Genomic DNA, 14,557 nt, shown 5'->3' with positions numbered 1-14,557 from the left:
CACAAGTTTTGTTTACATAATTAAATTACAGTCATTTCAGAACCTTATTTTCATATCAAAAACCCCCGGCGCCCACTTCAGCCGGGGGTTTGCTCCTATTCCACGAATCTCAATAAGTCACCATACAGAATGTCATCTGACATCCTCAACTCTTTTCTAACCGTATCCTTAAATGGATCGCACAAGGTGTCACTGACAGACTCTTCACTCTTTTTATTGTAGCAGACATTATCCTGGAAAATGTATTTTTCTGTAATGAAATCCCCATCCCGGAAAATAACGGGATGATTTTCATTTCGTGTGAATAGGCTATGACCAAATGAGAGAGCATTCTTTGTGTCTATGCCCATCAAATGAAGGACCGTTGCCCGGATATCGATCTCCCCTCCAATGGTGTCGATCGTCCTTGGCTCTTCTCCCGGAACATGGATGATCAGGGGAACCTGCTGAAGCTTGGCATGGTTGACGGGGGTATCCTTCTGCCCCAGTAGCTCAAATACACCCGGTTCGTATTTCTCGGAAATCCCATAATGGTCCCCATAAAGGACCACAACCGTATTCTTATACATCCCATTTGTCTTAAGCTTTTCAAATAATGTTTTTATCGCTTCATCTTCGTAGCGGACCGTTGTGACATAGCGGTTTACAACATCTTCACCCGTAGAAGCTGTATCGATGAATTGATCATCTTCTTCCAACAAAAAAGGGAAGTGATTCGTCAGCGTTATGAGACGTGTATAAAAGGGCTGTGGGACCTTCTCAAGATGTGCCATTGTCTGCTCGAAAAAAGGAATGTCCTTTATCCCATAATTAATTGAATTATCCTCTGTTACCGTATAGTCCCTCTTTGAAAAATAGCGATCGTACCCCAGTGTCTCATACATCATTTCTCGGTTCCAAAATGTCCGCTCATTGCCATGAAAAACAGCTGCATAGTAATCTTTCTTCCTTTTCAGCATGTGTGGAAGGCTAGCGTAGGTGTTATCCGGTTTTCTCACAAAAGCTGATCCGCTTGATAATGGGTATAGCCCGGTATCAATCATGAACTCGGCATCCGACGTTTTTCCTTGAGCCGTCTGGTCGTATATATTACTGAAGTAAAAACTGTCCTTGATCAGGGAATTCAGAAATGGTGTGATTTCTTCTCCATCCACTTTAGTGTTGATAACGAAGTTCTGTGTGGACTCCATGCTGACTAAGATCAGGTTTTTCCCCTCAGCGACCCCGAATAAGTCAGAAGGATCCTGCTTCATTGATTGAGTATACTGTAAGGACGCTTTGGTATCTGATTTTTTCGCAAGCATATGAGAAAATGGATTCGTTGCGGCGATACCGATGTCGTACATATGATAATTATAAGGGCCAACGGATTTAACCATTTGTTCCCTGTCATAGGACTCGGCAAATAAATAGGGGGATTTCAATAATCCCATTCCAATGGTCAGCACCAATAATGAAAGACTCATTGCAACATAGGTCAACTTCCATCTGCGGGACAAGGTGGCAGAAGCCACGCTGCCCTTCTTCAACATCCATCCTGCAATGATGATATCAGCCAATAAGAGGAGATCCCACGGACTCATCAATTCAAATGTACTGGGTCCGATGCCCCCTACATTCTTAAATTGAAAAAGAATGGGAACCGTTACGAAATCAGAATAAAATCGAAAGTAAAGAAGATCCCCGTAAAGGAGACCGGTCGCAATCCCCATAAAAAGGACGACCAGGATCTTCTTGATCCTCTTAAAGAAAAAAAAGCTGAATCCGATCAATATCATTATGGAACCAACCGGATTCAATAATATGAGCCATATGTCCAGAAAAGTATCTACGTGGAGATTGAACCCTATTAATGAGACCAAAACGGTTTTGATCCATAATGAAAGCAGGGCAAACCCGACCAGTTTATTTTTCTTAAAACGCGAAAAGAAATCTTTCAACCTATTCATTTCACTACCTTTGTTCCAATCATTTTGTTATAAACTCTGATGAGTATTGTCATGGCATTCAAAACCTCTCGTTCGTTGTGTTCACCCATGAGTGCCACCTGCACCCAATTCCTTTTGATCAAATATTCACTTTCATAACTTAATAAGATACCCCTACTTTTGCAGGCCTCTCCGAATTGTCTACTACACTGTTCCCTATTTAGTGCAATGGTAATCACACCGGGGGAATAATCTTCACCCCCCAGGATTTGAAACCCTCCATCGATCAACGCCCGCCTTACAAGTTTAGAGGTGTTTAAGGTGGTAACATAGTCAATCAACCGGAGCGCTTCTTTCAAAGCGCCCAGTAGATTTGATGAGTGAGTATAAGGAACACTTCCATTCAATGCATACAAGCCCACATCCAGATATCTTGGCACTGAAGCACTTGGTTCGATTATTTCACGATGAAAAATCAGGGCGAGTCCTGGATACGAGCCCAGTCCTTTTCCACTTACCGAGGTGGCGAGAAACACTTTATTAATATCGACCGGAACCGTTCCGACTGAACTGCAGGCATCGATACAAAGTTCCACTTGGTATTTTTGACAGAGTGAAAGAATTTCTTCTATCTTATATAAATAACCTGTTGATGTCTCACAATGAACCGTCCACAGCCACTTTATATCGGGATCACATTGAAGGACGGTTTCGATTTCTTCCATCGTAATGTGTTCATTCCACTCCTTTTCGAGTGTATGATAGGATAAATCGAACCGTTTACCATGATCCATCAATCTGCTGCCAAATTCTCCATTTGAAAGTATCAGACCTTTTCCCGGTATCCTTTTCAACTGAGCTGCCACCATATCATTCGCTAACGTTCCCGTTCCCACTGCCACCTGTACATGATTCGCGCCCGTCATATCACGTAAACTCTTTCTTATTACTTCCATTTCATGTAAAAAGGGGATGCTTCTATGAGAAGTTGCGTCCCTTTTGAATGCGGCCTCCACTCTTGCATGACGGGGAACTGGACCTGGCAGAAAAGACCGGGTGGCTATTGTACCCGTCTTACGGATCATTAAGCGCTGAAACGCTTTTGTTGAATTCTCGAAGCTCTCACGTGTCAGATACATAGGTTGAAATCTTGCTTCCTCTTTTCCCACAAGTTCAGCAAACGGTAGAAATCCAATCCGCTTATAAAGTTTAAGCTGACGTACCGTGCCGGAAATAAGCGCCATAGTATATCCCTGCTCCAAACAATAGGACACGAGGCGGTCACATAATTGATAAAAGACCCTTGTACTCCTATACGCTTCCTTTACTGAAAGAAGTCTGACTTCACAAGGGACGGCCTGATCAGGTAGATACTCATCCAGATTGCTCAGCTTTTGATCTAACGAAAAAGGCCTTTTAGACCTAACGGCAATCATCCCGACGACTTCATTATCCGCTTTTGCGATCACATATGTATTCTGATCATGAAATTTATCCACCAGCATACAAGTATCATTTTGATCATGCTGAGGAATTTCTTCGACGAACGTTTGATAATTCAACTCGTATATTTGCTGAAATTCGTCCGCTTCGCATGCAATTTTATATTGTAAAGTATCATTATTCATTCTCGTACCTCCTATGTTTCGACTGAATGGTGAAATGATCGGTTATGGAACAATAGGACAGTTATAAATAAAGCCCCAAGGCCTGCAGATATGGTGAATGAACCTTCAATCACATAAGCTGTCAGCGGGATGGTACCCATTGAAAGAAAACCTGAGAATGTGTATCTCCTAATGATGATATATGATCCCCCCATCATCATAGCGAAAACACCAATACTTAACGGACAGAGAAATAATGCTGAAGCCAAATAGGCTACAACCCCCTTCCCTCCGTGAAATCCGAGTTGAAAGGGAAACAGGTGTCCAAGCATGCTCAATATCGAACTTAAGATCAAATATCCCTCTCCATCCGTCAGTATCGATGTGAAGGATAGTGCCAATAAGACTTTACCTGCGTCTATAAGGAGAGTCAGTAAAAACCCTTTCTTCCCTGCCACTCTTCCCGCATTCGTTGCGCCTGCATTGCCGCTTCCGATCTTACGAATATCCTTTCCAGTGAACCATTTCACTATATAATAAGCTCCTGTGATGCTGCCCAAACCGTAAGAAACCAAAACGATTACACTTAAGATAAATAGTTGATTCATCGAACCTGCTCCCTGCTTTATATGTTAATAGACGGATGAAGACAAAGAAAAGTTTCATATATTTACCTTTCACTTTTCCGATTCTTGTTAGAAAGATAAAAAGGAGCATAGAGAAGTAAAAATAATAATAGACTTACCACTTCGAGTGAAAGAAGATACCAGGGATACTCCCCAAAATAATCGATCGGGCTTGCGTTATACGGTTTATGCATGAGAAACATGTAATTTGCTCCGACCGCTTTATTTACTGCATACGCTATGACTGCGATACCATTCAATGCTGCAAACGCCCTGATCAGGGAGCCGAATGACAATCTGTACCCTTCTATCCACACCATGTACAAACATGATAGAACAATCGACAAATGGGCCAGAAAGAATTGAAAGTACCGGAAATGGGGAAAGCCAAAAAATAATTCAGGTGTGACAATGGCAATAAATGCCCCTGACATACTGGAAAAGAAACTAATTTCAAAAATTCTATAATTGTTGCTTATAAGCATGATGGTACAAAGATACAAAGACAATGAGCATAATTGAAAAGGTAAATTTATCGTTACGTCCCACTGATCATTCAAACCATACCAAAACTGAAAAGAAACTTCGCTCATTACGAGTAAAATAATCAGCACCCATTTTACCCAATTCTTCGCCCCACCCTTTAGACGATTCCTAAAAATATATAGCCCCGCCATGCATCCTACAGAAAGAATGATCGCCGCTAAATGAGAACCAGAAAACAACTCAAACGGATAATCCTCATACCTAAAATTCAAAACTTCACGAATCAAACCCTCAAATCCCCCCAACATTCACCCATCTATACTATATTCTCCCAACACGCCTCCATCTCCTTTAAAGGGACGGACCTTGATTTCACCTCTTACATTCATGACTTTCAGCCTTTTATACACCATTCTTTAGGGACGGACCTTTCATCCCTATTCCTCTACTTTCGCTCATATAAATTCCTTCGTATCTTTCTAATCCTAAATCAGGCATAAAAAATCTCCCATTTCGATTATGAAATGAGAGATGCACGTTATTGAACCTTCTGCAGTGGAAGGACCTGTTTATTATGAATGAAATCAAGTGCCAGCCGATTGAATTCAGTCGGCCTTTCTACATTGCAAACGTGTCCGCAGCCGTCAAGGAATACCTTCCTTGCTGAAGGATCTCCTTTTGTATCTTCATCAAGCGAACGGACAAACAGATGATCTTCTTTTCCTGTAATGTACAGTTTCGGAATATGTGAGGCCCTTTCCTGCACAGAGGCATAGGTCGATTTCACAAATGGGGTCAGCTGATACCACCCCAGAAAATCTTTCCGTTTCATTTTCCTTGCTTCCCGAATAAATAACTTCCTCGAAATCCTATGATTCCTTTTGGGCATCATGACGTATGCGAATAATTTATATAACCACATGAATGGAATCATGCCTTTGATCGCATGACCCGCCTGCAGCAAAGTGTTTGACAATAATGTAAAGCGAGTGATGCAACCACCAAGAACCGCTGTTTCCACCCGATCTGGAACTTGTTGCATCAGTTCATGAATAACCACTGAACCAAGAGATATCCCGATAAAGTGGGCTTGATCAATCCCAATTTCATCCAAAACTTTTACGATCTCACGAACAATTAAATTGATTGTAAATGGCTCATTATATGTATCAACTCCTGGTGAATCCCCATGACCAGGCAAGTGAATCGTCACTACGTTATAATGATTTTTAAAGGTTTCCATTTGTTTGCAGAAGATACTTGAGGTTCCTCCAATTCCATGGAGGAGAACCACATACTCTTTGCCGACTCCCTGATGTACGATGTATTCTAGCATTCATTTCTCCTTATAAACAGCACAACCTACCAAAAGCCTGGAATGTATCAGGAGATCAATCAAGCACCGCTTTCCTTCTATTATTATCTTCTATAATAGTGAAACCGTATTTTTTGATCCAATCACATGGTACTCTCAACGCTTTTGAAGCCTTACCTTAATGTATCTTATATTCTATCCTATCCATACGTTCTTTGTCATATAGAAACAAAAGAAATTCCGAACATTTTGTGATGATAGATAGAATACTTTTCTTTAATTACTTAAGTCTTTTCGGTCTTTCTGCTGTGGAGGCTGCTCCATCCATCCGCGCTCAACTAAAAGCTTGAGACCAGCCGCCCCATATTTCATGATTTCTGACACAAATAGCATGTAATGAACGGCTAAGTCCTTTCTCGTCGACATTGTGATGGCATGACACATGGTAGAAAGGCCGACTGAATTAGAGGATGAAATGAAAAACAACATCAGTTTTTCCGAAAATGGTGCTATAGTCGAGTCTGTCACTTCCATTGAGACGGGATAAGTGGGAAAGGCATCATCTTTCACCAGTACGTTATTGAACGTTGTAATTTGATTTTCACTTAGTTTCTTCCCTTTTTTAAGATACTCTTTTACTTCCTTGTCCCTGGATGTCTGGATGAACCCCTTCAATAATATGATGCCAATACAATTCCGCTCAATCACAAAGAATAATTCGCTTAGTTCCAATGCATTAAGAGGTCTTGTTTCCCCAAGCCAGGTTTCCAATAGCGAGGGCTGATGATCAATATATTCAATGGACTTGGGATAATTTATTTTTGGCGGACGATCATAAATCCCCTTTTCCAGCATCAATTGAAGTGATCGTTTATACAGGGAGAGAGATTTCGTCAAGCACTTCTCGAAAAAGTCATACACATCGGAACGGGCAACAGAACTTACGATGGTTGTAAAGTGGCTGCTTGTGACCTGTCCTCCCCGATAAACAAAGCTGAGAGCAAATATATCCGTGTATAGTGGAGGTGCAGACGTATCCACATCCTTCTCCGTGAAACCTGAGGGAATGGGAAACCCCTCTGAAACAAATAGCTTCTCGATTTCTCTCATTGTTTCAACGTTTGTTTTCAAACTGTCTTCAATGAGGGATATAATACTTTCATCTTTTATGTACGTAAGAAAATGAGTATAAAAACAATTCAATGCCGAGGATTTAATGTACGTCGTCCACAAAGCGGAGATTTCTGATGTAGTCAATCTGATATCCTGTTTCTCCATCTGACGGCTCCTTTTCTTTTTCTTATAGTGTTTTCCTAATGTTGTAAATTATTCTACGATCTTTGGACATGCGTCTTTCTCCTCAGCTGTCATATTCCATTCATACAATCTTCACATACCCTTTTCATTCCTCTCCATTTCCATTCACATTCATTTTATATCCTTTAGATGAGCTTAAATCAGAAGGGAGAATGTAGAATGAATACACTAGTTAGAAATATATGTTTATCAGCAGCAATTATAGGGATCGGAGCCGGTACGGTTCAGACTGCCTCTGCGCAATCTGGCCACCCACCAATGAATGACAACAAATTTCTGAACATAGCCCACAGAGGGGGATCAGGTTACGCCCCCGAACACACGCTGCCGTCCTATCAATTGGGTGACGAAATGGGCGGCGATTACATTGAACTTGATCTCCAAATGACGAAGGATGGCAGGTTGATTGCCATGCACGACGAAACACTTGATCGAACAACGAATGGTAGTGGACTTGTTAAGGATTATACGTTGAACCAAATCAAAGAATTGGATGCGGGTTCCTGGTTCAATAAGATGTATCCGGATAAGGCCAAGTCAGAATATAACGGCCTTAAAGTACAGACTCTTGAAGAAGTCTTGCAACATTTCGGTAAAAACAAGCATTATTACATTGAAACAAAGTCACCTGAAGTATATCCCGGCATGGAGGAAAAATTACTTAAGATATTGGAAGACTATAATCTGACTAGACAGAACGGCCCTTCCAGCAAAGTGATCATTCAATCTTTTAGTGAAGCAAGCCTTCAAAAAGTTCATGAAATGAATGCAAACATCCCTCTTGTTCAGTTAATTGATTATAAAAATGATGCAACCATCACGGACGAGGAGCTTGACCATTATGAAGAATACGCGGTTGGTCTTGGAATGAGTTATAAAAAAACAGATGAAGCATATGTAGAAAAAGTACGTGAACATGATCTTCTTATCCACCCTTATACTGTCCTTGAAAAAGAAGATATGAAAAGGTTGATTGAATGGGGAGTGACAGGAATGTTTACTAACTATCCTGATCGATTAGAAGAAGTGTTGAAAGAAATGAAGAAGAAATAGTGAATCTTCAAAGAAGAGAGCTGACATGGTAGGCAGCTCTCTATTTCTATCTTTGTTTATATTCATATTTAACAAATAACGGAAGAAAAAGTGAAATAACAAACGCCATGAGAACGATAAGGCCGAATGTCAACGGTTTCGAAAGCCCTTGGGAAGGTGCAATTAATAGACCGAATACTACAGCAGGTACAATTATCAGAAAGGAAACAATGAATTTTGAGACAAAATTGATTGAATGCCTCTTCCCGCATTGACTGCACTCAATTGGTTTATATGAAGCCCAAATTGAAAATAATAACTCTTTCCATTGAAATTGTTTTTTACATACATGACATTTCTGCAAAACATTGCCCCCTATATTAAACAACTACTTTTTCTCTAGTTTACCATTTTCAGCTTACGAGTTATAGATGATATTTGAGGTCCGTCCCTAGAAAAGATGTGGATACAAGCAGGAATTTTCACATTTTATTCGAATATTGTACTATAACACTAATTGGTAAGGAGTAACTGCGTTGATACAATCTTTCAAATTAAATGTTCAAACCTTTGGTCAAAAAATGCCCGTTTATATTTTTCAAGTGGATGATGCTCTTGTAGACACTGGACCATATAGTATGAAAAACGAAGTTCGTACAATTTTCAAAGAGCTTCCTATTAAACGGATCATCCACACCCATCATCATGAAGATCATACCGGCAATAGTGCTTGGATTGAACGATTTTATTCCCTTCCTCAATGGATTCATCCCCTGGGAATCGACAAGTGCAATCATAGTACCAAACTGCCCTTCTACCGGGCCATGTTTTGGCATAACCGCCCTTCGTTTCATCCTATGCCTCTTCAAGAGCCTACATTTGAGACCGAACATCATTCGTTTCAAATCGTCCATACTCCCGGCCATGCTGAAGATCATATTGTCCTGATCGATGAAGAAAAAGGGATTTGCTTCTCCGGCGATTTATATTTATTTCATTCTCCCACGTCTAATTTCTCATTCGAATCGGTACCAGAACTGATTCGTTCCCTAAATAAAGTCCTGATGTATTCCTTTGAAGAGGTGTATTGTTCTCATCAAGGGTACCTGAAGCACGGCAGAAAGCTGCTTGAGAAGAAATGGGATTACCTTCTCCGCCTCCAGGAATCTGTCACGAAAGCTCATCAGGAGGGGAAATCAGCCAAGGAAATACGGAAAAACCTCCTGCCCAAAAACAAACCGTTTCAATACATCTCTTTCTTTGAAAATTCTCCTACACATACCGTCAAATCAATCATCAAAGAAATATCCTAGATGAAAGGTCCGTCCCTCACAGAGGGACGGACCTTTCATCTAAACATTTTCGATATGTGGAAGGCTTCGCCTGATATCCAACTTGTTGATGATATCTAAGATTCTTGTGGCGATGAATTGACACGCTATGGCGAATAGAATGATTTTCATATCCACTACGATTCCTGTTAGCAGTAATACAGTACCATTCATTACGAATAACGTCTTCCCAGGTGAGTATCCTTTCAGCTTTGAAATGATCAAGGCTAAAATGTCCATGCCCCCGGAGGATGCACCCATCCTGAATAAGACTCCAACGCCGATTCCAAAAAGAATGCTTCCAATGAGAAGATCCACAAATACAAATGAAACAGTACCCGTCATCAATGGAGCTGCCGCATCCACCAACAAGGATGTGACTGTTACGCAATACATGGTCCAGAAGGCATTTCCTCTCCCCAGCCATTTCACGGCGGCACCCAATAAACATGCGTTCATTACCCACAAGGTAACGGCAAACGGGATATGCAGTAAATAGTTTAATAGCACACTCACACTTGCTGCACCACCGGAAGGGATGAAATGGGGAAACAAAAATACTGCCATAGCCAAACCTTGTATGGTAGATGCCAATCCTAAAATTACTGCTTTTCTCAACACACCCATATGTACATTGCTCCCAATTCTGTAAGAACTCTATTTCATAGTCTAGTAGCTCTTCTCGGAATCTGCAACACCTAATTACTCATGGAAGCATTGAAATCATTCACATATGAGATACTATCTGCTGTGCATCATTATACCTGCCCCTTCTTGTTTGACACCTTCCGTTCATGCTCAATCAACCATTTTTTCCGGTTAAGGCCTCCCGCATATCCTGCTAAGTCACCATTTGCCCTGATCACTCTGTGACAAGGTATGATGATGGCGAGCTGGTTACAACCATTTGCCCTGGCCACTGCACGTACGGCAGTGGGATGATCAATATTTTGGGCGACCTCGGTATATGATCTTGTTTCTCCTATTGGAATTTTTTTTAGCTCCTTCCATACATTCATTTGGAATGGAGATCCACTCATATGAAAAGGAGTGGTAAACACTGACAGGTTCCCATTAAAATAAGCGTCCAGTTCCTTTTCTATGGAGCGAAGTGGTTCTGAGGTGCCCGGGATGATGGCTGACTTTGTTTTATGCCTCAATCTTTCCACTTCCCGTTCCAAGCCTCGTCTGTCAACAAATTCTAATAATAATAGTGCCTTTTCATCAGAAATCCCGATCATTGGCCCGAGTTTGGTATCGATCCACGCTGTTTTTAATACAGTATGATGTTCGGAGCAAGCCGGGGCAGATCCCATTATTTTTGAAAAAGCATCTCTGAATCCACTTGCTGATTCATAACCGGTTACATGTTGGGCGTCAATGACTTTGGAACCAGATCTGATTTCCTTCATGGCCAGCCCCATCCTGCGGGCTCTCGCATATTCTACAAATGTCATGCCAAATCTCTTCTTGAATTGGCGCCGGGCGGTGGATGCATCAACCGATAAATGCTGGAAATCCTTATCCTTCCAACGCTTTTCCGGATTTTCCTCTACAGCCTCCACTAACATTTTCACCACCTCCGATACACTATTCGGGTGAGATAATGGTTTACACCTCTTACAAGGACGATAAGATGAAAGCAATGCTTGCTCTGCTGTCTCAAAGAATTCACAGTTCTCAAATTTCGGTTTTCTGGCTGGACAAGAAGGGCGGCAAAACACTCCTGTGGTTTTCACTCCGACGAAAAATACACCTTCATAATCCGGTCTCTTGTCTACCAATGCCTTATAATACTCTGTTTGCAATTTAAGCGAAATCACCCTCGAGTCCCCCCTACATCCATTTCATAATTCTATTATACATCCCTCAAAAAGCGATGCAGCCGAAAATCAGGCATCCATTTTTTTAGAGGGACGGACCTCTGAATTTTCCACTTAAAAAGCAGGGATTCCCCCTCTCAATAGATAATCTATTACTGTAACCAATTATTTAATATAAGGAGTTTTTCATATGAACCTTTCCCCCGGGCAATGGAAAAAGGCAAAAGATTTTATCCGACAGAATGCCAGGCCGCTTGAACAAAAGTTATTCAACTATCACTTTGAAGAAGGAAGTAAGGACGAAGCCATGCATGAGTTATCTTGCTATCAAAACGACGACGGAGGATTCGGCCGGTCAATCGAACCTGACTTTCGCCTGGACAGTTCCTCTCCACTTGCTACCACCATTGGGTTACAAAAGGCAAAGGAATTAAGACTTTCCGCCAGTCATCCTATCGTTCAAAAGGCTATGAATTATTTACAGAACGAATACGATGAAGAAAAGGAAGGTTGGAATGCTGTCCCTGAAGAGGTCAATTCAGTGCCTCACGCTCCATGGTGGCATTTCGATACAGAAAAAGGTCATTGCGGCGTCCAGACGACTTGGGCAAATCCAAATGCAGAAATCGTAGGATATTTCCATCGATTTCAACCCGATCATCCCCGCCTTCAAGAATGGACGGAGAAGGCGATCAGTGAACTTACTGAATTAATTGAGCCAATCGACATGCATGATTTCCTCTGTTACGAAAGGTTATTAAATGAAGTGAGTGGGAAAACGAAATCCACTCTATTCAGCATCCTCTCGACTAATGTGCGTAAAACGGTTTGTACGGATCCTGAGAGGTGGAATGAGTATGTGGCAAAACCTCTTCAGGTAGCAAGTGAACCTTCATCACTGTTTTATGAGATATTGGAGGATGTCATACAGATACAATTGAGGAAGGAGTTAGAATCGCAACATCATGACGGGTTCTGGCAGCCCACTTGGTCATGGTTTGGGCACTACGAAGAAACATGGCCTGTTGCGGAAACGGAATGGCGGGGAATTTTGACCATGGAAATGTTAAAAGTCTTCAAAGCGCATCATATGATTGTGACCATTTGACCTAATGTAGTCCACAAGAAAACCTCCGGAAGACAGCTGTCTTCCGGAGGTTTTCTAGAATCACTTAAAATTCTTTTTGAACCATTTCTTCGCTTCATCCACCTCTTCACGACGAAGCTCATGCCCTCCATCTGTCCAGAACTCAGTAACGGGAGAATGTGCCTTTTTCAGGTTTTCCACCAGTTCCTTAGTTTCATTCATGGGAATGAGGGGATCCCGCTTACCGGCACCAATAAAGACCGGGACACTAGATAAATCCGGCAGTTCGATTCCGCGTCTTGGTACCATGGCATGAAACAGGATACCAGCTTTCAATGATTCTTTAGTATGGTATATCATGCTTGCCGCTATGTTTGCTCCATTGGAATAGCCCAAGGCTACCACATTTCCACGGTCAAATTCATAGTCACTGGCGCTTTCATCAATGAACTTTTTCAATTCATTCGTACGGAATACTAAATCCTCTTCATCAAAGACCCCTTCCCGTAGACGGGCAAAAAAACGGGCCATTCCATTCTCATCCACGTTCCCTTTCACACTTAAAACAGAGGCTTCCGGCGCAATCATTTCGGCAAGAGGAAGTAAATCGCGTTCATCCCCACCAGTCCCATGCAGCAATAAAAGTGTAGGGAGTTCATTGTTTCCTTGCTTAAAGATATGTTTCAAGAAATTGTCCTCCTTATTCTTTCGTCTCCAATGGTTTCAGCTTCGCTTCAATAGATTGTCTTTGGTCTTCGAAATACGGTGGAAGTGATAAATTTTGTCCTAAAGTATCGAAGTCTTCATCCGTTTCAAACCCAGGACCATCTGTTGCAAGTTCAAATAGAATTCCATTTGGTTCACGGAAATAAAGGGAACGGAAATAGTAGCGCTCCACAAACCCTGAATTCGGCAGGCGGTTTTCTGTAATCCACTCCACCCATTTTTGCAACTCAGTTTCGTCTTCAACCCGGAATGCTACGTGGTGAACACTTCCTCTCCCAGGTCTTTCAACGGGAAGATCATTTCTTTCTTCCAGATATACTTCTCCACCGTTTCCGCCTTCCCCTGTTTCAAATACCCGGATATCTGCCTGGCCTTCAATGTCCGAAGGAAAGCTTCCAGTTTCTTTAAAGCCAAGAACATCTTTCAACACAGCCGCAGTGCTCTCCCCACGAGCGACGGTTAATGTGATAGGCCCTAAACCGACCACCCCATGTTCAACTGGAACCGGACTCTTATCCCAGGGCTTCCCGCCGGGTACTCCTTCATTCTTTTCATCAGATATTAGCATGAGGCGCTGACCTTCGAAATCACGGAAACTTAAAGTAGATCGGCCGGTATGATGAGATATACCATCATGATCGACACCATGCTCTTCAAAACGCTGTTTCCAATAGAACAAAGAGTCATCTGTGTTCACCCTTAGTGCCGTCAAAGAAATACTGTTCGTTCCTTTATATGTGTTTCCTGCATGTGGAATCTCAAAGAATGTAAGGTCCGTCCCTGGATTCCCTCTTTCATCTGCATAAAATAGGTGATAAACAGAGGTGTCATCTTGATTGATGGATTTTTTTACTAATCTTAATCCCAAGGTTTTCGTATAAAATTCATAATTTTTCTTTGCATTTGCTGTAATGGCAGAAACGTGATGCTGCCCTTTTAATGGTTTTAAATTCATATTATTTTCACTCCTTAAGAGATAGTATTACCTTATAGTTGTATCATACACGATAATTATCTTTAATTCAAGATATTTTATTTCAGAGTTTTTATTGCTCCTTATAATAATGAAAGGCAACGCACTGAATAAAAAGGTTCAACGTCAAATGTTGGGGTGAAGTGAATGTTGCTTCACCCTTATCCAATATGTGAACCCAATCTTTTATACTTATGTGTTAATAGTATTTTAGCTCGAAAACGCGTAAAGCTTCGAAATCCAAATGCGTTTCGCTTCATCACTTTTGTTAAGTTATTGATTCCCTCCAAAAAGCCATTGGAATAG

General features: G+C 41.4%; 15 protein-coding genes. 3 read left to right on the top strand and 12 right to left on the bottom strand.

Features of this window, described 5'->3' with window-relative positions; genetic code table 11:
- Nucleotides 1–95 precede the first annotated feature (95 nt).
- The 6 genes from V8G47_RS00070 to V8G47_RS00045 form a co-directional block, all read right to left on the bottom strand.
- Nucleotides 96–1,949 (bottom strand): LTA synthase family protein, encoded by a 1,854-nt coding sequence (locus tag V8G47_RS00070; protein ID WP_336198288.1) that lies wholly within the window; start codon nucleotides 1,947–1,949, stop codon nucleotides 96–98.
- Entirely contained in the window at nucleotides 1,946–3,556 is a 1,611-nt protein-coding gene (locus V8G47_RS00065) for an aminotransferase class V-fold PLP-dependent enzyme (protein ID WP_336198287.1), read from the bottom strand. The genes V8G47_RS00070 and V8G47_RS00065 overlap by 4 nt, the downstream gene beginning before the upstream one ends.
- An 11-nt stretch (nucleotides 3,557–3,567) precedes the next feature.
- Nucleotides 3,568–4,143 carry a glycerol-3-phosphate acyltransferase gene (locus V8G47_RS00060; protein ID WP_336198286.1) on the bottom strand — a complete coding sequence of 192 codons (576 nt, stop codon included), beginning with the start codon at nucleotides 4,141–4,143 and terminating at the stop codon, nucleotides 3,568–3,570.
- A 62-nt stretch (nucleotides 4,144–4,205) separates the two neighbouring features.
- Entirely contained in the window at nucleotides 4,206–4,955 is a 750-nt protein-coding gene (locus V8G47_RS00055) for a YwaF family protein (protein ID WP_336198285.1), read from the bottom strand.
- A 230-nt stretch (nucleotides 4,956–5,185) separates the two neighbouring features.
- Entirely contained in the window at nucleotides 5,186–5,983 is a 798-nt protein-coding gene (locus tag V8G47_RS00050) for an alpha/beta fold hydrolase (protein WP_336198284.1), read from the bottom strand.
- A 255-nt stretch (nucleotides 5,984–6,238) separates the two neighbouring features.
- Entirely contained in the window at nucleotides 6,239–7,240 is a 1,002-nt protein-coding gene (locus V8G47_RS00045; RefSeq protein ID WP_336198283.1) for a DUF3231 family protein, read from the bottom strand.
- Between the two features lie 198 nt (nucleotides 7,241–7,438).
- Here V8G47_RS00045 and V8G47_RS00040 point away from each other — a divergent pair, with 198 nt between their 5' ends.
- Nucleotides 7,439–8,332, top strand: a complete 894-nt coding sequence (locus V8G47_RS00040) for a glycerophosphodiester phosphodiesterase (RefSeq protein ID WP_336198281.1) — start codon at nucleotides 7,439–7,441, stop codon at nucleotides 8,330–8,332.
- Nucleotides 8,333–8,378: 46 nt separating this feature from the next.
- On the opposite strand, the gene V8G47_RS20800 is transcribed toward V8G47_RS00040, so the two are convergent.
- On the bottom strand, nucleotides 8,379–8,675 hold the full coding sequence (locus V8G47_RS20800; protein ID WP_442970769.1) for a TIGR04104 family putative zinc finger protein: 297 nt from the start codon (nucleotides 8,673–8,675) through the stop codon (nucleotides 8,379–8,381).
- A gap of 172 nt (nucleotides 8,676–8,847) precedes the next feature.
- Between V8G47_RS20800 and V8G47_RS00035 the strand changes: the two genes are divergently transcribed.
- The gene (locus tag V8G47_RS00035) at nucleotides 8,848–9,624 is read left to right on the top strand and encodes an MBL fold metallo-hydrolase (protein ID WP_336198280.1); all 777 of its coding nucleotides are present in this window, start codon (nucleotides 8,848–8,850) and stop codon (nucleotides 9,622–9,624) included.
- Nucleotides 9,625–9,663: 39 nt separating this feature from the next.
- Here the strand turns inward: V8G47_RS00035 and V8G47_RS00030 are convergent, their stop codons facing one another.
- Nucleotides 9,664–10,269, bottom strand: coding sequence for a YitT family protein (locus tag V8G47_RS00030; protein WP_336198279.1), 606 nt, complete (start codon nucleotides 10,267–10,269; stop codon nucleotides 9,664–9,666).
- A 131-nt stretch (nucleotides 10,270–10,400) separates the two neighbouring features.
- Nucleotides 10,401–11,465, bottom strand: a complete 1,065-nt coding sequence (locus V8G47_RS00025) for a bifunctional transcriptional activator/DNA repair enzyme AdaA (RefSeq protein ID WP_336198278.1) — start codon at nucleotides 11,463–11,465, stop codon at nucleotides 10,401–10,403.
- A 190-nt stretch (nucleotides 11,466–11,655) separates the two neighbouring features.
- Between V8G47_RS00025 and V8G47_RS00020 the strand changes: the two genes are divergently transcribed.
- Nucleotides 11,656–12,573 (top strand): hypothetical protein, encoded by a 918-nt coding sequence (locus V8G47_RS00020; RefSeq protein ID WP_336198277.1) that lies wholly within the window; start codon nucleotides 11,656–11,658, stop codon nucleotides 12,571–12,573.
- 60 nt (nucleotides 12,574–12,633) lie between these two features.
- On the opposite strand, the gene V8G47_RS00015 is transcribed toward V8G47_RS00020, so the two are convergent.
- The 3 genes from V8G47_RS00015 to V8G47_RS00005 form a co-directional block, all read right to left on the bottom strand.
- Entirely contained in the window at nucleotides 12,634–13,239 is a 606-nt protein-coding gene (locus V8G47_RS00015) for an alpha/beta hydrolase (protein WP_336198276.1), read from the bottom strand.
- A 13-nt stretch (nucleotides 13,240–13,252) separates the two neighbouring features.
- Nucleotides 13,253–14,233 carry a ring-cleaving dioxygenase gene (locus tag V8G47_RS00010; protein ID WP_336198275.1) on the bottom strand — a complete coding sequence of 327 codons (981 nt, stop codon included), beginning with the start codon at nucleotides 14,231–14,233 and terminating at the stop codon, nucleotides 13,253–13,255.
- 179 nt (nucleotides 14,234–14,412) lie between these two features.
- Nucleotides 14,413–14,557, bottom strand: a 145-nt coding sequence (locus V8G47_RS00005; protein ID WP_336198703.1) for a transposase, incomplete at its 5' end; no start/stop codon positions are given.

The sequence above is a fragment of the Rossellomorea sp. LJF3 genome, from assembly GCF_037046045.1.
In the GTDB taxonomy this organism is placed as follows: Bacteria; Bacillota; Bacilli; order Bacillales; family Bacillaceae_B; genus Rossellomorea.
The sequence above is the reverse complement of the archived record's forward strand: the minus strand, read 5'-3'. Positions and strand labels throughout refer to the sequence as shown.